This window comes from Mycoplasma phocimorsus (assembly GCF_030077875.1).
Lineage (GTDB): Bacteria > Bacillota_I > Bacilli_A > Mycoplasmatales > Metamycoplasmataceae > Mycoplasma_H > Mycoplasma_H phocimorsus.
Genome location: NZ_JASEJT010000007.1, coordinates 1 through 25,648 on the forward strand (window position 1 = coordinate 1; position 25,648 = coordinate 25,648).

The window sequence follows — 25,648 nt, forward strand, 5'->3', positions numbered from 1 at the left end:
TGACAAAATTTTTTATACAGATGAAAATAATGAAAAATACAACTTAACATTTGATGAATATGATAATGTTACATTTAAATTTAAAGTTGGCCATGTTTATAAACTAAATATTGATTTTAAACATTTGACAAGATTTATTTTTAAAGATTCTGAAGGTAATATACTAGGTTCGCAATGATTTAAAGATGATGAAAATAATATGCTTACTCCCGATATCAATTTAAAAGCAATTAACGATAAAGAGGCAGAAGGATTTTATATAGAGACAAATAAGCTAAAATATGAAGTAGATAATTCAAGCTTTTCTTCTTCAGTGCCTATTCCCGATTCAGTTGCTGATAATTATAATAATATTTATGTAATTACCAAATTTAGATTAGGCAAACAAATTTCTATAGAAACAAAAGAGTTTGAAGAAGATTATGCCCAAAGCATTTCATCTAAAATTTTCTTAAGATTAGATGGAAGATTGCAAGAAAAATATGTTCCTAAAGATGTTGATTTTTCTTGATATAAAGGCGAAGGAAAAGGAATATTTACCCATAGCGAATTTCAAAATAATGAAGCCCTTGACAAAAGAAGTGAACAAGAGAAAGAAAAGGGTATAGTTTTTGATGGATGATATGCTGATCCTCAATACAAATATAAAATCGAATTTAAAGATGGTATATCAACATTTCCTATTTTAGGTAAAATGATATATCCAAAATTTGTTTCTGGTAAATGAGATAAGATTAGAGATATTCGTCACATTTTAGATGCAGTTTTTACTATTCTTGCTACTGCTGCTAATGTAGCAGGCGTAAAACCAGAGATTGAAAAGCACTCTAAACCAATTGAGCATGGAATTAATATTGTTAAATGAATTATTTTTTTAGCTTTGGGAGGAAAAATGAAATTATCCAAATTTTGAGACGGCTATCAAAATATTAATGATTTAATTTTTACAACAACAAAAGATAAGATTTCAAATTTGTGTAGTGCTTGTCAATGCGAAGAAAAAGATAAACCATGTAAGAATGAAATTTATGAAGCACTATTATGATTGTCTAAAGACTTATCTAAAAATATTTTTGGTATTTACCAAAAATATTCAAAAAATAAATTTAAGGGCACAGCATTTTTAGAAAGTAAGGATAATTTAGAAGATTGAAGTGTAGAAAATATTTTAGGTAAAGCTGATGAAGATGCAGAACTTAGAACTAAATACTTAAAATGTGCTTTTATGTGTTGTTGTAAAAATGTACAATCTGAAAAAGATGGCGAAAAAAGCAAAGCGGAAAAATTTGCTAATGCACTTGTTGGAAAAAGTGGCATTCTAGAAATTATTAAAACATTAATTAAACTTATAATTGATTCGGTTGCAAAAGAAATAAATACTACGCTTTTAACTACTAAGATTGTTCAAATTTCAGTTCAATTAACAATTGCTATTAAAGATATTGTTGCAAATAAATTTTGAGAAAAAGAAAATAAATAAAGGGAGAAAAAATGAAAAAAATAAAATTAATATTATTTTCATCTATTTTAACCTTGCCTTTTTCAATTATATCTTGTTCTTCACTCGCTAATGCTAGTTCTAAAATGATTTATTTAATGTCTAAAAAGAAATTAGAAAACTTTATTTTAAATAATATTGAGTTAAATACTAAAGAAATCACTATTTATGATGCACTTTTAGACTTAAATAGTATTATTCCTTTAAAAATTACTAATAATCGTAACTTTAAAAAATTAAATATTAATCTGTGATTTCATGAAACTACAATAGATTATGATAATGAACAACTTTTAATCACTTTTTATTATAAATTAAGCAATAGAAAAGAGACTTCGTTACTTAAAATAGCTAAAAACTTTTTTGAATTTAAAGAAATTGACCGAGATGATTGAGAAAGAATTTTTGCTAATTTAGCAAAAATATCTCAAATTGAATGGTATGAAAAAACTGATAAAGAAAGTGGACTTTTAAAAGTAAGTAATAAATATGCTACAGTTAGTAAAATAAGTTCAAGACCTATAAATTTAAAACAAGTAAGCCCTGATGATGTTTTATATCAATTACAAATTAATAATTCAAGAAAAATTACTGGTGAATCTAATGATAAAAGTTCTAATTCATTATTAAGTGGTGGTGTTTTATTATATAAAAAGAAAGTGCCTATAAAATTTAAATATCCTGATAAAGAAATAATATTAGAATCTTATCTTAATAAGATTAAGCCACCTAGCGAGATTCCTTTACTAGATAATCATATTTTTATTGGTTGATCAACAAAACAAGATGCTAAACAGCCTGATGCATTTCTTTCTAATTTTAATGGTCAATTTAGCGAAAATACAGTGTTTTATCCTGTTTTTAAAAAAAGAGCCGCACTAATTATTAATATTCCTTCTTTCGAAGAAGCAAAATTGCAAAAACAAGAGTTAATTATTAAAGAAGAGTTAAATAAAAATGATATCTTAAATTTTATTCATAGCAATTTACCACAGCCCGAAGATAAATGATCTTATCAACTTGATAAATTGCAATTCATTGATCAAAATCAGCAAATTTGTGATTTTATTTTTGATGAAAAAAATAAATTAATTAATAAGTTTGAACTTGAGCATAATTATACTATTAATATTCATTATAAACACAAACCCGTGTTTATATATCTTGATAATTTCGATAATAAATTTTTAGGTTATCAATGAATTGAAAATGATGAAAAAAATAATTTATATTACACGCCCGAAATAAATATTGACTTTACTAATTTTGAATCTATTGGTAAATATCCGATTTCTTATTTTTATAAAGATAGTAATGAAGCCTATAAACCTAAAACATTATTAAAAAATTATGTTGAAAAAGAAAATGAAAAAATATATATTCTTATTAATTTTCAGCAAACACAAAAAATAACAATTAATACTGAACAATTGGATAAACAAAAGTTATCTATTTTTGATTTATATTTAACGCCGCAACGAAAATTAAAAGAAAAATATTTACCTAAAGATATTGATCCTACTTGATATAAGGGCAAATATAAAAGACAATATCCTAATGAGGAAAACAACGAATTATTCGATAGGAGAAGTGAACAAGAAAAAGAAATTGCCCTTGTTTTTGAAGGATGATATACTGATTCTCGATTTAAAAATAAAATTAAATTTAAAGATGGTGTATCAACAACATCAATTAATTCTTCTTTTATATATCCAAGATTTGCATTAAGTAAATGAGAAACGATTCAAAACGCACGTGAAATAATTGATGTAATTTTTACGTTGGTTGAAAAATCTGTTAGTGCTGCAGCAGAAATTAAAGAGGAAAATGATTACATTATTATTGCGGAACACACAATTAAAATTATTAAATGGATTTTATATTTAATGTTGGCCGGCAAACAAACAGATGAAGCATTTTGAAAAAGTTTTGATAGCATTGCTGATTTAATTGTTGCCATAAATAAAAAAAGTGAGTTTATTAAATTTGGAGATAAGATAAAAGATGATACTGGTAAAGCCAATGCTATTAAAGCTTTATTTTGAGCGAATAAAGAAATTTTAAGAGCTATAACTGGTATTAATACTATATATAGCAAAGACAAATTTAAAAATAGTGTTTTTATTAATAAAGAAGTATTAGAGGGGTGAACAGCAAAAGATATTTTTAATAAAGAACAAAATGCTATTTTTAATCGTAATTTTTTAGGTTATTTAATTTATAAAACTTTGGTTAATAGTGGTGGTAGTTCGGATAGTAATTGTAATAGTAGTTTAGGCAACAATGTTTCAAATACAAACACACAAGATTGTTATACAAAATGAGCTACTGGCGAAGGAAAAAATATAGCACAAATTATTGGTGCACTTGTAAATCAAAATGGTGTTCAAGATTTAATTTGAGCACTTAAAGATTTAATATTTAATTCACAAAATAAAAAAAATTCTCAAATTGCTTTAAAAGTAATTGATTTAGCAGCTGATTTAGGTAGATTAATAAAAAAAGTTGTTGTCAATGTTTTAAAAGAAAAAGGAGACCAAAAAAACAAAACTAAATAATTTTAACTTTTGCTATTTGTTTTGCTTTTACAAATTGAAAATAAAAAAAACTCAAATATGGCTATTTTTAAGTCATTATTTGAATTTTTATTTAAAAAATAAATAACTTAATATTTTTATTATTAATATTTAAAATAACTATTTGAGTTTTTTAGCAAACTTTTTATATGTTTTTTAGGTTATCAATGAATTGAAAATGATGAAAAAAATAATTTATATTACACGCCCGAAATAAATATTGACTTTACTAATTTTGAATCTATTGGTAAATATCCGATTTCTTATTTTTATAAAGATAGTAATGAAGCCTATAAACCTAAAACATTATTAAAAAATTATGTTGAAAAAGAAAATGAAAAAATATATATTCTTATTAATTTTCAGCAAACACAAAAAATAACAATTAATACTGAACAATTGGATAAACAAAAGTTATCTATTTTTGATTTATATTTAACGCCGCAACGAAAATTAAAAGAAAAATATTTACCTAAAGATATTGATCCTACTTGATATAAGGGCAAATATAAAAGACAATATCCTAATGAGGAAAACAACGAATTATTCGATAGGAGAAGTGAACAAGAAAAAGAAATTGCCCTTGTTTTTGAAGGATGATATACTGATTCTCGATTTAAAAATAAAATTAAATTTAAAGATGGTGTATCAACAACATCAATTAATTCTTCTTTTATATATCCAAGATTTGCATTAAGTAAATGAGAAACGATTCAAAACGCACGTGAAATAATTGATGTAATTTTTACGTTGGTTGAAAAATCTGTTAGTGCTGCAGCAGAAATTAAAGAGGAAAATGATTACATTATTATTGCGGAACACACAATTAAAATTATTAAATGGATTTTATATTTAATGTTGGCCGGCAAACAAACAGATGAAGCATTTTGAAAAAGTTTTGATAGCATTGCTGATTTAATTGTTGCCATAAATAAAAAAAGTGAGTTTATTAAATTTGGAGATAAGATAAAAGATGATACTGGTAAAGCCAATGCTATTAAAGCTTTATTTTGAGCGAATAAAGAAATTTTAAGAGCTATAACTGGTATTAATACTATATATAGCAAAGACAAATTTAAAAATAGTGTTTTTATTAATAAAGAAGTATTAGAGGGGTGAACAGCAAAAGATATTTTTAATAAAGAACAAAATGCTATTTTTAATCGTAATTTTTTAGGTTATTTAATTTATAAAACTTTGGTTAATAGTGGTGGTAGTTCGGATAGTAATTGTAATAGTAGTTTAGGCAACAATGTTTCAAATACAAACACACAAGATTGTTATACAAAATGAGCTACTGGCGAAGGAAAAAATATAGCACAAATTATTGGTGCACTTGTAAATCAAAATGGTGTTCAAGATTTAATTTGAGCACTTAAAGATTTAATATTTAATTCACAAAATAAAAAAAATTCTCAAATTGCTTTAAAAGTAATTGATTTAGCAGCTGATTTAGGTAGATTAATAAAAAAAGTTGTTGTCAATGTTTTAAAAGAAAAAGGAGACCAAAAAAACAAAACTAAATAATTTTAACTTTTGCTATTTGTTTTGCTTTTACAAATTGAAAATAAAAAAAACTCAAATATGGCTATTTTTAAGTCATTATTTGAATTTTTATTTAAAAAATAAATAACTTAATATTTTTATTATTAATATTTAAAATAACTATTTGAGTTTTTTAGCAAACTTTTTATATGTTTTAATAATATTTTTTAAAAATATGTATTATAAATTGCTTCTAATTTTATTAATTTTTATTGTAATAAGAATTCTGATACAAAAGGCAAAAAATAAGAAATAATTAAAAGATAAACTAAAATTGAAAATTTTTTTATAAAAATTTAAATTTTAGTCTTGTTCTTAAAATGTACTTGTATTTAAATTTAATATTGTTTTAATTAAATATTAAATTGTTATACAATTTCTTCTTGTTCTAACAACTTAATGTCTTGATTATAACTTATACTTGATGAACCTGATGGAGTAATAAATTTAGGGTTTTTAACAAACTTATTAAATGCTTTTGAAACTTGCAGTTGTTGCCCAAAATCTCATCCATAAATAGAACTAATTTCCTGTATTAAAGATATGTGTTCTTCTATTGAATATTCTTCTTGAACATATAAAAAAAATTTATTTAATTGTGTTCTAAAACTTTCAATTCCATATTCTTTTAACTTATTAATTTGCATTAAATCTTGTTGATCTTTTTCATCTAATTTCTTTAATTCTCCATTAACTAATTTTGTAAATGAAAAATCTATATTTTCGTGCAGTACTTGAAAGTTAGTTGCCGTTGAAATATATTTTAATTTATAAGGTAAATATAAAATTTTATGTGCGTTTTTGCTATTTTTTTGCGGCTCATGCCTAACAAGTGATTCCATTTTTTTAGCTAATTTATATAAATGGGGAAGTTCTGTTTTATAAATATTGTTCCCTTTGCTTTCTTCCATTAAAATTGATGAAAGCAACATTACTAATGGAGATGCTGTAAAGCTGCTTAGTGCGCCATAATATTGTCCTATTCCTTCATAGTCATAGCCCCAGCTGCCATAAGATTTTGTTCCTTTATGCAAAATTATAGCGTTTTTAAGTTCAGAATAATCGGATGGAACACTAATTTTAAAATCTAATCTTGAATCAAGACCATTAACTAATTTTTCAAAGTTTCTTATCATTTCTTTCATTTTTGCGTCAGGGTTTGAATAACGATAAACATGATTTCAAGATACTTTTTCTTTTGTACTTCAGTTATTTTTTTGATAAATTTCATCTAATAATTCTTTCATTAATTGCTGAAGTTCTGTATAATATTTGCTTCTTAATCTTTCTAATGAGCCTACTTTATTCATAAATGAATAATCTGCATTGATTATATTTTTGCTATCTACAAAAGTATGCTTTTTTCCATTTTTATCAAATACAAATGTGCTGTTAAGTTCTTCTAGTTTATCTCTTATAGTTAATGATGTATCACTTTTAAAAACAGAATCGGGTGCCATTCCAGGAAGCAATGGTTGATCCAGTCCCAATGATATATAATCAACAAGTGCATACATGTTGACACTATTCATATAAATTGATCTAAATGATTTTGCATATTTTAATATATGGGAAAAAGTCGAAACATTTGTTTTATTATTTAAAGAAAGTTCTTTTCTTGTTAAACCGTACATAATTTTACTGTATTGATCATTAAAGTAAAATTTATCAATTTCGCTTAAAATTTTATTTTGAATTTCAGGCCTTTTGTCATTAATATCTTTAATGTTTGATAAATATCAAGGGTCTGGCGCCTGCGTTTCTATTAAGTTAAAAATAGTTTTGTTTTTGTTTTCTGATTTTGAGTAAACTATTGGCATTCCAGGAACACCTGAAATTAGCTCTTCTCTTGTTGATTCTGGTAAATCTACAAAAGAAATTAAATCTATTAATCCAACCTTATAGGCATTTAATTGTTCAGATGCAAATTCTCTTGGAGATAATGGAAAAGTTTTGTATTCGTTTTGAATTATTTTGATGTTATTAGGCGATTTAACTCATTGTTGATCTCAGAAGTTAGGGTTTTGAAAGTAAATTTTCTTTTGCGTAAACTGATCATATTTTTTTGGAATATATGGTCCAATATATAAAACATTTTCTAATGATTTACCATATCAGTAAAATCCAAGTTTTCAAGATAAAGAATCTTTATCTTGAATTAATTCCTTTAATGAAAGTTTTCCATCATAATGATCTTTATCATTTTGATCTTGAATATATTCATAAGGTAGGGGGCTAAAAGTTGAATCATTAATAAATGTAAAAAATAAGTTATGAAAATCTCCACCTATTTCTTTATTCTTAGCATGTAAAGTAAATGCCATTTCTTCTTGCATTGAAGAGCCTTTTATTGCTTCAATTGTTTTTTCTTTTTTTGACATTCACTCCAAATTTATATTAAAAAGTTCAAATAAATAAGCGTTAGGAAAAATTTGATCCGGCCTAAACATTTTAATGTTTGGGTCATTTAAAACAATTTTTATTTTTTCACCAATAGCATCAACTTTCGCTTTGCCTTCACCTAAAGAAATTCCGCCATTTTCCATTCTATAATGGAATGATAATAACTGAGTGTTTAATCAAGAATAATAAAAATCTTCTGCTTTTAATTTATATTTTGTTTTGTTTCCTAAATAATCTGAATAATAAACATCGCGAGGAATTAAAGAAATTTTTGACGCACCTTTCATATTTTTTAAAAAATCAGGATGGTTAATTGATTGTGGATCATTTGAAGTTAGTTTTAATGAGACACTTTTTCCATCTCATTTATATAAATTTTTTATCTCTTCAATAGCTAATTTATGTTTTCCTTCTTTTGCCATTTTATCTCATTTTTGAATTTCTTCTTTAGTTGGCATTTTTTCATGTTTCGAGTTTGTATATAATACTTGTTCGCCATTTAATTTTGTTATAATAATTTCTTTTATTAATTCGAGATTATATCATTCAAATGTTGGTCTTAAAATTAATTCAGAACTTGCTTTTCAACTTTTTTTATTTTTATCTTTAACATCAACAATATAGTCAATAACTTTTGTTTCTCCCATTCTTTTGTATCTTCAAAAGTTACCTCCTATATCAGCCGATTTATATGAACCATAACTAGCTGAAGCATTATTTGTGAATGGATCATCTTTTTTTGTTGAGTTATATCTTGTAATTAATTTTTGTCTTCTCTCTAATGATTGATTTTTGATATTATCAAGAACATTTAAAGAGCAGCTTGCTGAAATACTTGTTAAATATAATGGGGCGCTAGTCGCAACAATTAAAAAAAATTTTTTTAATTTCATATGTTTTCCTTTCTTTTATATTTTCTTGTTTTGAGTGTTTAGTATACTTTGCAAGCTTTAAAAAATTATTTAAGCTTACTTAAGTTAACGATTGTAATAAATTTCTTTAATTCCGCTTTTCATCATTTTTCCTTTATATAAAACAAAAACGATAAAGATTATTCCTTTATCGTTCACAAATAAATATAATAAAACAAAAACGATAAAGATTATTTCTCTATCGTTTTTATAAATAAATAATTTATACTAAATAAAAAATTAAACGATAGAAATAAAAATATGTAAAGAAATTACAATATTATTATTTCTATTTGATTTTTTAAATAATTTAACACTCATAAATTTAAATATATAGAAAAAAAATAATTTTTTTTAAAAAAATGCTACAAATTTTTTAAAAAAAGTAATTTACAAAAATTTAAGAAAAATATAAGTAAAAATGTTTGTTTAAGTCTGTTTTAAACTGGGTAATTAAATTTTTACATATATTTAATTTAATATTAAATTAGTTAAACATTTATTAAATAAATTATGTTATTAATAAAGATATACCTCCAATTAGTGTGCTTATAAATGAAATGATGTTTATATTTTAATTTGAGCTTTTAAGAATTTAATATTTGATTCATAAAAAAATCAATTTATTTTAAAAATAGTTGTTTTAGTGACAATTTTGATAAATTAATAAAAATAATTATTGATAGTTAAAAAACAATCTATATAAAACTAAAATAAAAAAATGCCACAGTAAATTACTGTAGCATACTATATAATAGTTTAAATGTTTTTTATTTAATTTGCTTTATGTTTAATTTTTTTAATCCAATATTACTTTAATTCTAAAATTAAATCCATAAGGCAATTCATTAATTTTTTGTAATTCTTCTAAATCTTTTTTAGGCAATTTAACGAAAAAATCTAATCATTTGCGTTCATTGACATAACTTGCAATAATTTCTTTTTTATCTTTTAATTCTTTATTTTCAGAAGTAATAAAATCGTCAGAATAAACTAATTCGTAAAAATCGGGTTTTGTTTCGCCTTTAATATTTTCCAATTCATTAATAGGAATATATTTATTATTAAAAGAAACTAATAATTCGGGCGTAAACACTTCAACAACAACTTCATCAAGTTTATCATTTATATATTTTTTAAAAATTTTATTAACTTTCAATGAAGTTTTAGATTTTAATACGCCTATTTTATTTTCATCTTTTAAATTTGCTAATTTAGGGCCATAAATTTCAAGAATATTTTGTGGCAAAGAAAACTCTACTAAGTAATTTTCATCAAATAAACTTTTATCAACAAATTGTGATAATTTTCTAAAATTTTTTGCTCCTTCTACATTTGAAAGATCAATTGGATTATAAGAAGTATAAGCTTTAAAACCTGAACCAATAATGTCAACTGCTAAATCTTTTTTATGAATATAATCACCATTATCCATAACTGTTGAAAGATTTTCATATTTTATTTCTTTTTTTACTACGCCATTTTTTATATCGTCAATTAGTTCATCAAGATCCTCAATTTTTCTAACAATTTTAATGTAATTAGTTCTTAATTGTTGTGCTGTTTCACTAACTTGTTGAAGTTTAATAAAAGAATCTCTAGCTTCTTTAGCTAGCATTTTTGATTTTTCATTTAATCTTAAATAATTTAAGGTTTTTTGATAATAATCTCTTAGCTTATCATTTTTTTCTTTTTTAATAAGTTCTTCTAAATCATCGCTTTTTTGAATTGAAAAGCTTTTTTCAAGTTGTATAAGTAAACTTTCAATATCACTTAATATATTTGAATTTACTGCTAATGTTAAAGAAGCATTAACTTGTTTAACTTCAGGTTTATTATCTTTATTTTCAGCTTTTGGAACATTTTCATTGTTAACTGTTGGGTTTTGTTTTGATTTATTTTCTTTTTCATCTTCAATTTTTTTTGCTTCATTATAAGCAATAATTCCGGCTGAAATAGCAATAGTTCCTAAAAAAATTCCGGGTGTTGCTAATGCAATTTTTAATTTTTTATTCATTTTATACCTTTCATTATTAATTACTTATTGAAATTAAATTCTATATAATTAATGTTTTTGCCTTCCGAACTTCATTTTTGTTCATAACCTGTCATTATATTATTTTTATTTTTGATGCTGTTATGTAAATCACTTGTTTTAAAAATTATGTTAGCTCCAAACTCATTAAGTGATTCAATACTAAATTGAAATAAAAAATCATTATCCGTTTTAAATTTAATAATTCCGTTTTCATTTAATATTTTTTTATATTTTTCTAAAAAATCTTTATAAGTAAGTCTTCTTTTGAAATGCCTTTTCTTTGGTCATGGATCGCTAAATGTTATTCAAATTAATGATACACTACCAATTAAAAACTCATTAATTTTTTCAATATCTTCACAAATAATAAATAAATTATTCAAATTATAATCAAGTGCTTTTTTAGCAATTTTACTAGCAACTGTTGGATACTTTTCAATTGCAATATACCTTATATTAGGATTATTTTTTGCTAGCTCACAAATCATTTCGCCCTTACCAGCTCCAAGCTCTATAACATCATTCGTTTTTAATTTAAAAGGAAATGTATCAACTAGAAGTTTGCTTTCTTTTAATTTTTCCATTGCATAGGGGTCATTTCTTAATCTCATAGCTTTAATTATAAAAAAAGAAATAATTTTTATGTCTAAATAAAAGAAAAAGAAGAATATTTCTTCTTTATTTATTATCTTTTTCTTGCAATAATTAATGTTGAGTGCGGTGCAACATAATTATCTGCTTTAATCTCTGAGCTTGGAATTCCATTCTCATTAGCAAGAACTATTCATTTATTTTTTCCAAATCAATTTGTTAATTTCATATCAATTTTTTCTCATGTATCTTTTGGATTAGTTACAACAATAAATTCTGAATATTTTTTATTATTTGGAGCTTTAATATGAAATTGAATTGTTTCAGCTGCGGCTGTATAATTTTCTGGATATACTTTTTGATTAGCAATAAGTAAATCAACAGTCGCACTTTTTTCTGAAGAAAGGGAAGAAATTGGTAACTTAGTATTTGCTAATCCTGCATATGCAGAATCAATAGTTTCTCAACTACCTTCTTCTTTTACCAATTTAAAGTTAAACTCATTCCCATTTGTTCCTCAATTGCTATTAATATTTTTTTCAAGATTTTTAAATGCTTGACCTTTTATAATTACACTACCTTTGCCTTGAAAATCAATATCAACATATGCTGGCATATTATTATTTAATCCATCTTTAGCTGCTTCTCCTGCTAAATATCATCTTTGATTACGATATTTTTCAGGCGCATTAATAAAATTAATTTTAAATTCACCATTTAAGTCACTTAATGTTTTATATGGTCCAAATTTATTACTTATTTTTTCTTCGCCGAAAAATCTAACATTCTCTTGAATTTCTTTAGCTGTTTCAAATCTAAATTCATAATTTTCTTGTCTTATTCTAATTAAATCTTTTACATAATTTTTTAATTTTATAAATTCTGAATTAGCATATCCTTTTTTAATTCTATCTCATTTAAATGAGTTGGCAAAATCAGATGCTTTATAAGAATTTTCATGATATCTATTTCCTATAACATCTTTAATATCTGGAAATAGTTTTAAAGAAGAAAGATTATCTGAAGTATTAGCTCTTTCGGGATTAGCATCACCTAATGAAAGGGGCTTACTTCTTCCCATTTCATCACCACCTTGTATGACAATTCTGCCTTGAGAAGTTAATAAAATGCCAAATGCTTGTTTCATTAATCTAATTTTATATTGAAGTTTTTCTTCTTCTGTTGCATTTTTTATGTTTTTTACTGAAAGATTAATTTTATCTCATAATGTAAATCCATCATGAATGGCTAAATATTGAATTGCCTCATTAGGTTCATCAGTAAATCTTGAGTAACTTGGTGAATTATCAATATTTGTAAAATCTTTTTTTGTTTGTGTAGATGATTGAGGAAAATTTTTAATTCCAGCTATAATTCCGGCCCTTACACGAGGTGCATCTTCAAAATTTCCTTGAATAAATCCTTGATTCAGTGCTTCACCATGCCCGGCTCCACCTTTAATACCATCTCTAGTAGAATCGTTGAAATAACCAACATTAGCAATCCCCGCTTCTAATGATGAAATTTCACCCTTAACAAGTCTTTCACCTTTAGGTAAGTCAGAAAAATCTCAAGATTCGCCGTAAAGAATAATGTCATGTCCTTCTTTTGTCTTTACTTTTTCTTTAATTAATTTAATTGTTTCTTTATCAATGAACCCCATTAAATCAAATCTAAATCCATCAATACCATATTGATCTACCAATCATTTAGCACTTTCAACAATAATTTTTCTAGTCATTTTATTTTCTGAAGCTAATGCAGGAGCGCCAACTGGTTGAGGACCTCCTGGATTTCTGAAGTAATAATTAGGAACAATATCGTCAAGTATTTTATTATCGTACATATGGTTATAAACTACATCGGCAATAACGCCAATATTATTGTCATGTAGTTTTTTTATTAAAGCTCTTAATTCTGAAATTCTTGAATATGGATCTTTTGGATTTGATGAAAGTCATCCTTCAATTGAAAAGTAATTATGTGGGTCATAGCCTCAATTGTAATTAGGATTTTTTATATTTTTTATTTCATTTTTTTCAACTTTTCCTTCACCTTTAGCAAACATTTTATCTTCTTCGTTGACAGTTCAATAATTTTGAAGCGGTAAAAATTGAACATGTGTATATCCAATTTCTTTTAAATATTCAATACCTTTATCTCAATTAGCAAATCCCTTAAATGTTCCTTTATCTGGTATATTTTGAGTAATTGTATAATCTCTAACATGAATTTCTGTTGCAATCATTTTATTCAGTTTTCCTTCCATGTTACCTGAAAAAATACCTTTTGAAGGAGAAAGAACACCAGCTCTAGGCGAATTAAAATTAACAAAGGCGCCTTTTCCAGGATGGTTATCTTCTGGAGAGAAGCTAGCCATTGATTTAGCATAAGGATCTAAAACAATTTTTTCAAATTTAGTTCCTTTATTAAGAATAAGCTCATAAAAGTATCCATCAAAATTTTCTAAATTGGTATTTTCTTTATTTAAATTTATTTCAAAAATACTTTCTTTTTTGTCGTTTCCTCTTTTTAGTTCAATGGCATTACCAACTGCATTATTTTTATTATTTTTATCATATAGTTGAATATGAACTGTTTTTGAAACTGGAGCTCATAATTTAATATTAACATTTTTAAAATCATCACTTAATGTGGCACCTAAATCTGGTACTCAAGAATTTTCATTTTCATCATATTCATTTTGTTCCATTTTTAAAAGTTGCCTTGAATATGTATGTTCGCCAACATTAATTAAATTGCCTTTTGATCCAAATTTTGCAAAGAATTTATCTCCAAGAGTAATATTTTTATCTTTAATAGTTACTTTTAAAATATGAAAATGCTTACTATTTTCATTTTTCCTTAAATATTCTACTGTGTATTTTTCTTTTTCATATTCATTATCTGTAAATAAATCATAAAGTTTTAAAAGTGTAGGATCAATATTTTTTTCCTTTTCACTCCCCGCTAATTTAAGTACTATTTGATTTTTTGCTACTCTTGAAAATTCTGAAATAAGATATTTGGGTCTATCACTATTTGGATTTACATTACCTTGTGTAAATCAAAACTCATTTCCTTCATTTTTAGGAATCATAGCATCTGTATTATTCTTTAAATCACCTTTATGAATAATATAATTAACGCCTTTTAAAATATCTGCATTTTTAACAGTGGCTCTATAAAAACCTGCTACATTAATAACATTGCCATTTTCATCTTTATCACCAAATAAAATCGGTTCCGTTCATTGAATAACATCACCAGTATATCCTTCTCCCCAAATATGAAGACCTCAGTTTTTATAATCATTTGGATTATCTGGTTTAAATCAAAAATAAATATAATCTTTTTTTGCTGGTAATTCAGAATCTAAATTAGCTTTAAAACCATCAATTTCTATAGTTATTGTTTGCTTAAATGAATTAGAATCTAAAATTGGATTATCAAATTCATCTGCTTTTGAAAATGTAAAAACATCAATTTTTGCATTAAGTGAAGTTTTGTCTTTACCTATATTATTTTCTATAGAACTAATTTTATATCAAGAGTTATTAGGGAGCGTTAAACCATTTTTAAAAAGTATATTTCTTTCTTGTCCCGATAATAATTTACTTAATGTTTTAATATTAATATTTTTTGTAAAATCTTGATTAATGCCTTGAACTTCAAATAATGATTTAATATTAATTTTTTTATTAAAAATTAATGAAAAATCAATATTTTTTTCAAGATTACTTACTTCTATTTTAACTTTTTTAAAAGTTATGTCTTTATATGGAGACACTAATTTAACATATAAAATTAATTTATCAGAACCTGCAATTTCATTTTTTTCTATACTGTCAATTTGTAAAAAATATCCACTTTTTAATTTATCTTTTAAAATTGCTCCATTAAATCCATTTTGAGAGTATGTTTGTTGAGAAAGTAATTCTCTTCAAACTAATGAATATTGATTTGAAAGAGCAAATGGCATTCTATTACCTTTATAATTAAATTTTGCTTGAACATTAGTATTAATTTTCATTAATTCATTGTCATATTCTTGTTGCTTTAATGTGGAGCAACTTATTAAAGTTAATGCTGTATTTGCAACAAAAGTTAGTGCTATTGTGCTTAGTAGGAACTTTTTATTTTTATTTATTATTTTTTTCATACTTATAATTATATGAATTTAGTATTTTTGTAATTAGTATCAAAAATCTATGTGGTAAATTTAAGAAAAAACACGATCACAAAAATCGTGCTAATTAAACTTTAAGCTTTATTTACTTTATCTACAAATTTTGAATTTAAGGTATCTTCATAACTTTCAATACTTTCTCTTAATTTTTTTGTAATTTTAGAATTGAGAGTTGGTAATTGTAATTTTAAAATTAAAACCATTGAACCATTTTTTGAAGCAATACCTTTATTTTTAATAGTAATTCTATCATCAGTTTTATATGAAGATTTCATCTTTATTGTAACTGTTCCATGTGGTGTTGGCACGACAACATTTTCTTCATTTATTAATGAAAATACTGAAACAGGAAAGTCCATTATAATATTATTTCCATCTCTTTTATAATATGGATGCGGTTTAATATTAATTTCTATATACAAATCACCATTACCATCTTCGCCAAATTGACCTAACCCGCTAATCTTCATAGTGCTTCCATCCCTAATACCTTCAGGGATTTTTAATTTGACAGTTTTCTTTACATTATTGTATTTTTTTCCATGACACATTGAACATTTTTTAGAATATATTGATCCCTGCCCATCACATTCTTCACATTTAACTGTTTTTTTGCTTCTTCCAAAAATAGATTGAAACATTTTTGTAACATGTCCAGCACCCTTACATACTTTACATGTTTCTTTTGTGGAAGAAAGATCATAACCGGTTTTATTACATTTATTACATACTTGTTCAACATTAAAATCTCTTTCAATAGTTGTGCCTAAAATTGAATCCACAAATGAAATATAAATCTCCGTTTTATAATCATGACCAAAGCGCTGTTCTTCTTGATGTGATCCACCATGATTAAAGAAAGATTCAAAAATATCAGAAAAACCACCAAAACCTGAACTAAATCCAGCTGTATTGAATCCTGAAAATCCGTGAGCACCTGGGCCTTCATGGCCAAATTGATCATAATTTCTTCTTTTTTCTTCATCACTTAATGTTTCATAAGCTTCATTAATCTCTTTCATTTTATCTTCGGCTTCTTTTGAAGGATTTTTATCAGGGTGATACTGATTAGCTAGTTTTCTGTAAGCTTTTCTAATTTCTTCTTTACTTGCATCTTTAGAAACGCCTAAAATTTCATAAAAATCTTTTTTATTCATAATATTAAATTTTAGCATATTAATTATTTAAGTGCTAAAATTTGTTTCCTTATTTATGTTTTAAAAATTTGTTTTAAATATTTTGAAATTAAATTATCAAATAATGAAAATATAAAGGAAAATGAGGCTGTCGTAGGGCCATTAGTAATATTAATTACTGAATTAATATTTCCATATCTAACTAAACTTAATTCAATTTCTTTTTCAAGATATATTCCACTAGTTAATATTAATGAAATAATCAATGTTAAGTATATATATCACCTTGTAAAAATAGCTGCTTCATTTTCCCAATTACATAACATTAAAAATCCAACTGTTAAAATAATAAAAATTGTATTTTTATATAAAGTGATTTTTGGTATTATTCCAATATTTTTAGCATCAGTATTTAACTTTAATTCTTTATTAAGTTTTATAAATTTCTTATAAAAAACTACTGCAATTAATTTTAAAAATAATAAAATAATTATAAAAGCAAAAATCAATGTAAATGTTCTTCAAATAAATCCTAAAAATGATTTTAAACATATCTCTATAATTGAAAGATATCCAGCAAAATATATAAATATTATATTAAATTGAGTAATATTAATTGAAGTTGTTTTTAAGCGGGAATAAATTTTTTCATTATTAAGTTTGTAAATTACATAGCCAATTAAAATAGAAAAAAGATAAGCAAAAAGAATAAAAACAGATGTTTGTCACATTTCAATTAATTTATAAAAACTAGTCAAATAATTGATAATTAATAAAATATTGTTTGAAAAATTAGCTTTTTGAATAAATATATTATTCGAAGAAACATGCATATAAAAAGAATCAAATGCTCTGGGTCTAAGTAAATAGACAAATAATAAAGTTATAATACTAATTATGATAAAAATAAAGTTATTTATAAGTATTTTAATTCATTTACTGCTTATAATTGCTCTTGTTTTAAACATTGAAAATGTTGAAGTAATTATTGCCAATATTACATAAATAAAACTTAAAAATAAAAATATAGAAATTATAAAAGTATTCGTTGATGAAATGTAATTAATTAATCTAAATAATTGTATTGATGAAGAATCAATTAACTTGAATTCCAAAAAATAAAATGAAATTAAAAATGAAATTATTACAGCACTAAAAAAACAAATTCCTTGTGCTAATAAATTTTTTTTAAATTTAATGACTATTAAAGAACTAATTACAAAACTAAAAATTAGCACTAAGAAAAAAATAAATAAAACATTCATAAAAATAATAAAAAAGACACTAGTCTATTAACTCTATGTCTTTAAAATCAAATTCATATTCAATTAATCTTCCAAATGTTTCAATTTCAACAATTACTTTTTTAATAACATCATCACTTTTTAAAATTTTAACCTCGGTGCCTGAAAATGGGCCATTAATAATTCTAATAAATGCACCTGGAATATATTCTGTTTTAATAATTCCATTTTCAAAATCATCATGAGCTTGTTTTTCTTTATTAAACATTTTTTTCATTTCTCTTGAAGAAACTGGTGTTGGTTTGGCTCCTTTTCCTGAAGATCCAATTAAACCAGTAACATATTGTGTATTACGAATAATAAATCAAGCTTCATCAGTCATAATCATTTTAATAAAGATATAGCCTACATACATATTAACCATTTTTACCTTATGCGGCTCTCCAGCTTCTTTTTTAAGAAGCTCTTTTTTTGTTATTCTTGGTTCCTTAAAAATATGAATTTCTTCAATTACATCTTGAAGCTGCTCAGAAACTATTCTGTTTTGCAATGATTCAAATACCTTATCTTCTTTGCCAGACATAGTAGAAATCATATATCATTTTTTTGTATTAATTAAATCGCTCATTTTATCCTCCTAATGATGTAATAATTATGTTAACTATTGTTGTAATTGCTAAAGTAATTAATGTAAATATTAATGTAAATACTAAAACAATAATCATAGATTTTTTCATCTTTTTGCCATTTGGCCATCTAACCATTTTTAACTCTTTAATAAATTTTCTCATATAGAGCTTTTTATTTCCAAGAGATTTACCATAATATTTTTTATTTAATTCCTCATACTCTTCTTTAGCTCACTCATTAATATAATTTGTTTCTGCTTCTTTTCACTTTTTTAATGAAATTCATTTATTATGAATTGCTTCATATAAACTTTTTCTAGAAAAAGATTTAGAATTATTCTGAGTTTTTCTAACTTCTTCTTCAAAATTTTTATACTCTTTTATTTTTTGTTCATACTGAATTTGAAGTTCTTGAAGTTTATTTTTTCTTTCGCATTTTAAATTTTCTAAATCCTCTTTAAACTTTAAAGATAATTCTTGGAGCTGCTTTTTTTCTCGTTCTTTTTTAAGTTTTTTATTTTCTTTTTCATTCATGCTATTTCTCTTCTTTATGTAATGTATGCTCTTTACATTTCATGCAATATTTTTTAATTAGTAATCTTTTATTAATTAATGAGTTATTAACTGTGTAGTTTCTAATACCGCACATTTCACAAGCTAATGGAACTTTTTTAATATTTTTCATAATGTATTTAAATTATATTAAAAAATCTATTTTTTATATAAATAGACTTATAAATATCTTTACTTAATTTTATTTGCAATATCTCTTAAAATATACATTACTTTTCTTATTGGACGACGAGGGATATTTAAAATATTAACTACTTTTTTATAAGAATAACCACTTAAAAAGAGCATAAATATTTTCTTTTCTGTTTCTGCCAACTTTATATACTCTTTTTTTAAAATTGATAAAAAATATTCTTTATTTAATTTGTAAATAATACTTTGAAATGCTACGGGATCAACCACGTCCATTTCTCCACCTGTAAATATTGAAATATTTGTTTGTTTTAAAATAGGCTTATAATTAGACTTAAAAAAATATCTTATATGTATAGATAAATGGTTAATTAAATATTTATGAAAATCAGGATACTTAATAACATCGTACTTTTCTAAAATTATTGGAATTTTAGTTAATGAATAAAATATTGCATCATTAATAGTAAAAAGATGAAATGAATTTCAATGATTCATTCAATAAGTTGATAATTTTTCAAGATCAAATTTTAGTGATTTATAAATAAAACTAATTTTCTTTTTTCTGCTAAAAGATGATAATTTTTCTATTGTTATTCTATTTTCTTCAATCATTCATTAAAATTCCTGCTGCTACTGATGCATTTAAAGATTGAATATTTCCATACATTTTAATATGAACTAAAATGTCCGCCATATTGATTGTTGATTTAGAACATCCGGTTGCTTCTGAGCCAATCACTAATACGCCAGGATAATTGATTTCTATTTTTTTTATATCTACAGATTTAGAATTTAAAACGGAGGCATAAATTCAATATCCCATATTCTTTAATTTTAATAATGTTGAGCTAATTGAATTAACTTTAATAAATTTAATATTTAAAAACCCTCCAGAAGATGTTTTTAAAACTGTTGAAGTGATTTGGGCAGCGCGATCTTTAGGAAAAATGATATGATTAAATCCAAAAGCATTTGCACTTCTGATTATTGCTCCAAAATTTCCTACATCTTGAATATGATCAAGGACAAGCACATTTTGTGCTTGATCTTTTTTAATACTATTTAAATCATAATAAGAAATATTCTTAATTATAGCTATATATCCTTGATGATTTGTTTTTGAATACTTTTCAAAAAAAGATTTATTTTTAAGTATAAACTTAACATCACATTCAATTTTTTTTGAAATGTTATCAATATAAACTACTGAAATTGGTCAATTATTTTTAATTGCATCAATTACAGAATTTTTACCTGATATGTATAAATTTTCATTCATTATATTCATCCTTCTTTTAATAAATTTTCTCGTAAAAGATCCGCTTTTTTGTAGTTTTTTTTCTTCAATTCTTCTTTTCAGTTGTAATATTTTTCTAAAATATTATTTAAAGAAAATTCATCAATAAAGCTAAATTTAAATACTTCAAAAACTTTTTTGAGTGTATTTAAATTTAAATCAACTTCAACGTTTTTATTAATATTTTTTATTATTAATTCAATAAAAAATATAGCTCTATGATAGTCAAAATCATAAAGTGCTTTCATAATTTCCTTAACAGCGTTTTCATTTATATCATTTGAGGTTATTAACATTGACTTTAAATAATTTTTACGATATTTTATTAATATTTTTTGTAAATTTAAAATTGTATCTTGATTAATGTCAACTTCAGAATTAAATCGATGATTAAGAACTAACAATCTCAGCACATCACTACCATACTTAGTAATAAAATCTTTAGCTAAAATTACATTGCCAAGCGATTTACTCATTTTAATGCCATTATGTTTAATGGTTCCAACATATTTTCAAATATCTGCTAATGGCTTTTTATAAAGTGAATAAAACTGAGCATTTTCATTCTCATGATGTGGAAAAATTAGGTCAATTCCACCTGAATGTATATCTATAGTTTGACCTTTAAAATTCTTATCAATTATTGCAACGCATTCTGTATGTCATCCAGGTCTACCACTACCTCAAGGAGAATTAAATTTTACGCCTGTTGTAGTAAATTTTCACAGGTAAAAATCTTGTTCGTTTTTTTTGTTTTCATCAAACGCATTACTTATTGTGTTGCTCATATTTAAATTAGATAGCTTTCCATATTCTTTATTACTCTCAACATCATAAATGACACCATTTTTTGTTATATAGGCCGAATTATTAAGAACTAATTTTTCAATAAAATGAATTAAAATATTCATATTTTGTGTGACATTTTCAATTTTAGTAATTGTATCTATATTAAGCAAATTTAATAATTCAAGATATTTAGAAAAGTAAAATGAAGAAATTTCCATCTCACTTTTACCTTCTTGTTGGGCTTTTTTAATAATTTTGTCATCAATATCAGTTATATTATGTATAAAATTAAAATCAATATTCAAGTATCTATAAGCTTTAAGAACAAAATCGATTGATATTATTGGTCTTAAATTTCCGATATGAATATCGGAATAAACGGTAGGGCCACATACATATATTTTTTTCATATTTTAATTATATATAAATATTTTTTTATATTTAAAACTCCTTCCAATATTAATAAAGCAAAAATAATGACATTTTTCAAAAAAATAAAAAAAATAGGAAATATAATTGATTATTTCCTAGTTAGATTGCTTTAAATATCCATTTTTTAATAAATATAATATATTATCAAAATTTGTTTGAGGCATATTTTTGTCATTTTTATTGTGAATATCTTTTTTATCAAAATAATTAATATATGCAATTAAATTATCTCTATGATATTTTCTTTTTGGAAAAATTCCTAAAAATGAAAGCCCATCATAAGATTGGTCTTGTCAATCTTTACCAAATGTAATTTCAGCCAAATCACTAGAAACATTTAAAATATTAACTTTTTCTTGAAATGGCTGTAATGAATCATAATAAGCTTCTTTAAGTGCTATAAACATTTTTGTACTAATTGAAAGCGGATTTCAATCGCTTCAAAATGCAGCTGAATCTGCTTTAACTCTAATTAAATAGGCAAAAAGTGCTGTAATTCTATTTAAGGCATGTAAATCCTTATTAGTTTGAATCTTAATTTGACTTAAATCACCTTGTGAATTTTTGGCAATATTTCTTGCAAATGGAATAATTAAACTTTTATATAAATCTTTAATATTTGAAATATAATAGTCGCCTTGAAAAATATCTGAAATAGAAATATCTATAGAAGACGATTTATCATTTGGTAACTCTCTAAGAATTTCAAATAATTTAGAATTGTCTTTAGTTTTTTCAAAAATTGTATTAATCATTTTTACATATAAATTATCATCTCAATTTTTATCATTAATTGATTCATAAAGCGACTTATTTACTTCAGGAAGAATAGTTGAAAGTAAGAAATTAATTTGCGTAAAATTATTATCTTCAATAATTTTTTTAATAAAATTAATATCTAAAGCATCAAATCCTTGATTTAAAATTTTTTCTAGCGCCTGCTCAATTAAATAATCTATATTGCGACCATAAAAGGCATTTAATAAGTTAGAATTGATAATTTTTTGAATAACAACTGAAATATTTTGCGATTCAGCTCCAGTAGAATAATCTTCTCCAGTTAAAGAAGAAATTTGAGATAAAGCTATATTTGAAATTAAAGAAGTATTTTGATTAATTAATTTTATTCCAACTTTAAGTATGTGTTTAACGTTTTGCTTTAATTTTGGATCGGTAATAATTGTTTGTTTCGTTTTAAAAATTAGGAAATTTAAAACATCTCTAAATGTTTTAAAACTTGGGTTTTTGAAAGCATGTAATATTCACTCTTCAAAATAAGTAATTGAGTCTTTAACTAAATTAAAAATAATTGAATCTCTTTTAATAAAATTGCTTATTTTTTGAATGCTTTCAGCTGAAGTATTTTGAAGAAGGGGTACTAAATTAAAAATTTGTGTTAAGAATTTAGACAATAATTTTGAATCATTGTCTTTAAATGCATAATCTAAAACTTTAAATAAAATTTCTTTAAGAGTTCCGCCACCAATAATTTCACTGTCCAACATATTTCTTAAAAAATTCATTCATAGTTGTTCATTAAGAATTGTTTTAGAAACAATATCTTTAAAAATTTCTGGAGTAATATTTTTATATTTATAATTTCCCTTATCATCTTTTTCTTCTAATATTTTTTGAAACTCACTTAACATATCTCTAATAACATTATTATCAACAAACTTAGTTAAAAGATCGAAAACAACTTTAAAATTATCTTTTGAAAGATAAGCATAAATTTTTCCCTCTTTATCAAAAACATCAAGAATATTATCTTTAAATGACTTAATTAAAATTGGTACTGAAGGAACATAATATGGTTCGCCTTTTTTAGATTGTTCTATATAATATCTAAAAAGAAGATCAATTTTTTTGTAATATTCATCGGCTACTGAATAATCTTTTATTAAATCAAAAACTTTTGATTCAATTTCACTTTTATCAAAAATTCATTTAGCGCCATCATTGCCAAATGCTCTTTTTAATACTTCTAAATCATTAATATTAAATTCAATTAACTTGTCATTTTGAATGAATTTTTTGTAATAATCATCATCTAAGAAAATTTTATTTTCTTCTAAATCTTTTTTATTTTTAGAAGTTGAAATAGCTATAAAAATATCTTGAGCCAATTTTTTATATCCCTTGATTGATGGATGAATTGAAAAGGCTATACGCCCAACTTTGTCGGCATTTTTTATTCAATACTTATTATCAAATGCATTAACAATTTTAATATTTGGATTAATATTTTGTGAATATTTTTCAATTACTTCATTCATTGTTCTATTAACAATATTTAAAAAATCATGAATAATTGTTAATTGTTCTTCTGAATTAAAAAGAATAGATAAATATGTATTAATTACATCAGCAAGACGAATTAATGCTAAAGGATAACTAATAAATAAAATTTTAGCGTTAGAATTAATCAAAGTAATTTTTTCAAGAAATGCTGTTACTTCTTGGCGAATTGTTATATCAATTTTGTCAAAAATTCTTACTACTAAATCTAATAAGTAATTTTTTAAATCTTTACCTTTTATTTTAAAAAATGCACTAAGATCAATTTCATTATAAAAATATGTTAACATGCTTTTAATATAATCATTAGCACCCAAAGTAATAGTAATTAAATTCGCATCCTTTATTTTGCTAACATATTCTTCTTGGCTTAAATTATTATTTCAATCTTTAAATGTTGAGCCTGAAATTGCAATATTTTCGAATGAAGAAAGTAATTTCGGATTAACTTTTTGAATTAAATCTGCTAAAAAAGATGGATATCCATAACCTGATATGTTTCCAGATTCAAGTTTTCCTTGTATTAAATTATTAATTTCAGAAGTAAAACCATCAGTAATAGAATCGCCCAGAGCAATATATTTTACTGGATTAGATTCATTAAAAATACCAACATTATTTTTTATTTCATCATTATTAGAATTTTCTTTAGCATTAAAATCAAATGCTTTGCCATTATTATTTTTATCATTTTTTAATCTAATATTAGGATCTTCAGATTCAATTACTTTTTCTTTATTAAATTTATTTGAAAGATATACAGTACCAACAATAAGTGCTGTGGCAGCAGTAATTGTCCCAACTAAAATTCAAAATAGCTGTTTCTTTTTCATAAAACTCCTTAAATAAACATAGTTTTAATTATATTAAAAAAAGCGTTTTAATAAAAAAAATGCTTTTTCAAAATTTAATTTAATAGATTAATTTTCTTCTATCTGTTTAATTCTTTGAATGTGTCTGCCGCCTTCAAATTCTGTATGTGTAAATGCTTCAATCATTTTTCTTGCATCACATATTGAAGAAATTCTTCCGCCTATTACAAGAATATTGGCATCATTATGTTTTTTTGCTAACATAGCATCTTGTTCAGAAGTACATCTTGCCGCTCTAATTCCTTTATGTCTATTAAGAGCGTAAGAAATTCCTAATCCTGTTCCACACATACCAATGGCTAAATCTTCCTGATTTTCTAATACATAATGTGCAAGCTTATGCCCTTGCAATGAATAAGAAGTTGGTTCATTAGTTATTGGTCCTAAATCTACAACTTCATATCCTTTTTCTTTTAAATAATCAATAATTTCTGCTTTTAATTCAAATGCTGCATGATCTGATGCTATAACTGCTTTCATAAACTCCTACTT

The 25,648-nt window shown here is 24.0% G+C and carries 17 protein-coding genes; 3 read left to right on the forward strand and 14 right to left on the reverse strand.

Going from position 1 to position 25,648, the window contains the following annotated elements; all coding sequences use genetic code 4:
• From QMA87_RS01300 to QMA87_RS01310, 3 genes are all read left to right on the forward strand, one after another.
• A partial coding sequence (locus tag QMA87_RS01300) for a hypothetical protein (protein WP_283833711.1) occupies positions 1 to 1,480 on the forward strand: 1,480 nt, incomplete at its 5' end.
• An 11-nt stretch (positions 1,481 to 1,491) separates the two neighbouring features.
• Positions 1,492 to 4,056 carry a hypothetical protein gene (locus tag QMA87_RS01305; protein ID WP_283833712.1) on the forward strand — a complete coding sequence of 855 codons (2,565 nt, stop codon included), beginning with the start codon at positions 1,492 to 1,494 and terminating at the stop codon, positions 4,054 to 4,056.
• A gap of 417 nt (positions 4,057 to 4,473) precedes the next feature.
• Complete coding sequence (locus QMA87_RS01310) at positions 4,474 to 5,601, forward strand: hypothetical protein (RefSeq protein ID WP_283833713.1); 1,128 nt, start codon at positions 4,474 to 4,476, stop codon at positions 5,599 to 5,601.
• 386 nt (positions 5,602 to 5,987) lie between these two features.
• Here the strand turns inward: QMA87_RS01310 and QMA87_RS01315 are convergent, their stop codons facing one another.
• From QMA87_RS01315 to rpiB, 14 genes are all read right to left on the reverse strand, one after another.
• A complete protein-coding gene (locus QMA87_RS01315) occupies positions 5,988 to 8,915 on the reverse strand; it encodes an OppA family ABC transporter substrate-binding lipoprotein (RefSeq protein ID WP_283833714.1) in 2,928 nt (975 codons plus the stop codon).
• A gap of 817 nt (positions 8,916 to 9,732) precedes the next feature.
• A complete protein-coding gene (locus QMA87_RS01320) occupies positions 9,733 to 10,950 on the reverse strand; it encodes a hypothetical protein (RefSeq protein ID WP_283823776.1) in 1,218 nt (405 codons plus the stop codon).
• 20 nt (positions 10,951 to 10,970) lie between these two features.
• Positions 10,971 to 11,582, reverse strand: a complete 612-nt coding sequence (trmB, locus tag QMA87_RS01325; RefSeq protein WP_283823775.1) for a tRNA (guanosine(46)-N7)-methyltransferase TrmB — start codon at positions 11,580 to 11,582, stop codon at positions 10,971 to 10,973.
• A 74-nt stretch (positions 11,583 to 11,656) separates the two neighbouring features.
• Positions 11,657 to 15,724: a pullulanase-associated domain-containing protein gene (locus QMA87_RS01330; protein ID WP_283833715.1), complete on the reverse strand. Its 4,068-nt coding sequence runs from the start codon at positions 15,722 to 15,724 to the stop codon at positions 11,657 to 11,659.
• 101 nt (positions 15,725 to 15,825) lie between these two features.
• Positions 15,826 to 16,908 carry a DnaJ C-terminal domain-containing protein gene (locus QMA87_RS01335; RefSeq protein ID WP_283830498.1) on the reverse strand — a complete coding sequence of 361 codons (1,083 nt, stop codon included), beginning with the start codon at positions 16,906 to 16,908 and terminating at the stop codon, positions 15,826 to 15,828.
• Between the two features lie 53 nt (positions 16,909 to 16,961).
• The gene (locus QMA87_RS01340; RefSeq protein WP_283833716.1) at positions 16,962 to 18,152 is read right to left on the reverse strand and encodes a hypothetical protein; all 1,191 of its coding nucleotides are present in this window, start codon (positions 18,150 to 18,152) and stop codon (positions 16,962 to 16,964) included.
• A gap of 19 nt (positions 18,153 to 18,171) precedes the next feature.
• A complete protein-coding gene (gene nusG / locus QMA87_RS01345) occupies positions 18,172 to 18,759 on the reverse strand; it encodes a transcription termination/antitermination protein NusG (RefSeq protein ID WP_283823771.1) in 588 nt (195 codons plus the stop codon).
• 1 nt (position 18,760) lies between these two features.
• Positions 18,761 to 19,294 carry a preprotein translocase subunit SecE gene (gene secE, locus QMA87_RS01350; protein WP_283833717.1) on the reverse strand — a complete coding sequence of 178 codons (534 nt, stop codon included), beginning with the start codon at positions 19,292 to 19,294 and terminating at the stop codon, positions 18,761 to 18,763.
• Position 19,295: 1 nt separating this feature from the next.
• Positions 19,296 to 19,445 carry a 50S ribosomal protein L33 gene (gene rpmG, locus QMA87_RS01355; RefSeq protein ID WP_283823769.1) on the reverse strand — a complete coding sequence of 50 codons (150 nt, stop codon included), beginning with the start codon at positions 19,443 to 19,445 and terminating at the stop codon, positions 19,296 to 19,298.
• Positions 19,446 to 19,504: 59 nt separating this feature from the next.
• On the reverse strand, positions 19,505 to 20,080 hold the full coding sequence (locus QMA87_RS01360; RefSeq protein ID WP_283823768.1) for a hypothetical protein: 576 nt from the start codon (positions 20,078 to 20,080) through the stop codon (positions 19,505 to 19,507).
• Positions 20,064 to 20,747 (reverse strand): 23S rRNA (guanosine(2251)-2'-O)-methyltransferase RlmB, encoded by a 684-nt coding sequence (gene rlmB / locus QMA87_RS01365; RefSeq protein WP_283823767.1) that lies wholly within the window; start codon positions 20,745 to 20,747, stop codon positions 20,064 to 20,066. The genes QMA87_RS01360 and rlmB overlap by 17 nt, the downstream gene beginning before the upstream one ends.
• Complete coding sequence (locus tag QMA87_RS01370; RefSeq protein ID WP_283830495.1) at positions 20,747 to 21,964, reverse strand: class I tRNA ligase family protein; 1,218 nt, start codon at positions 21,962 to 21,964, stop codon at positions 20,747 to 20,749. Before QMA87_RS01370 ends, rlmB begins: the two co-directional genes overlap by 1 nt.
• Before the next feature lie 117 nt (positions 21,965 to 22,081).
• Positions 22,082 to 25,117 (reverse strand): SGNH/GDSL hydrolase family protein, encoded by a 3,036-nt coding sequence (locus QMA87_RS01375; RefSeq protein ID WP_283833718.1) that lies wholly within the window; start codon positions 25,115 to 25,117, stop codon positions 22,082 to 22,084.
• 87 nt (positions 25,118 to 25,204) lie between these two features.
• Positions 25,205 to 25,636: a ribose 5-phosphate isomerase B gene (rpiB, locus tag QMA87_RS01380; RefSeq protein WP_283823764.1), complete on the reverse strand. Its 432-nt coding sequence runs from the start codon at positions 25,634 to 25,636 to the stop codon at positions 25,205 to 25,207.
• Positions 25,637 to 25,648: the final 12 nt, after the last annotated feature.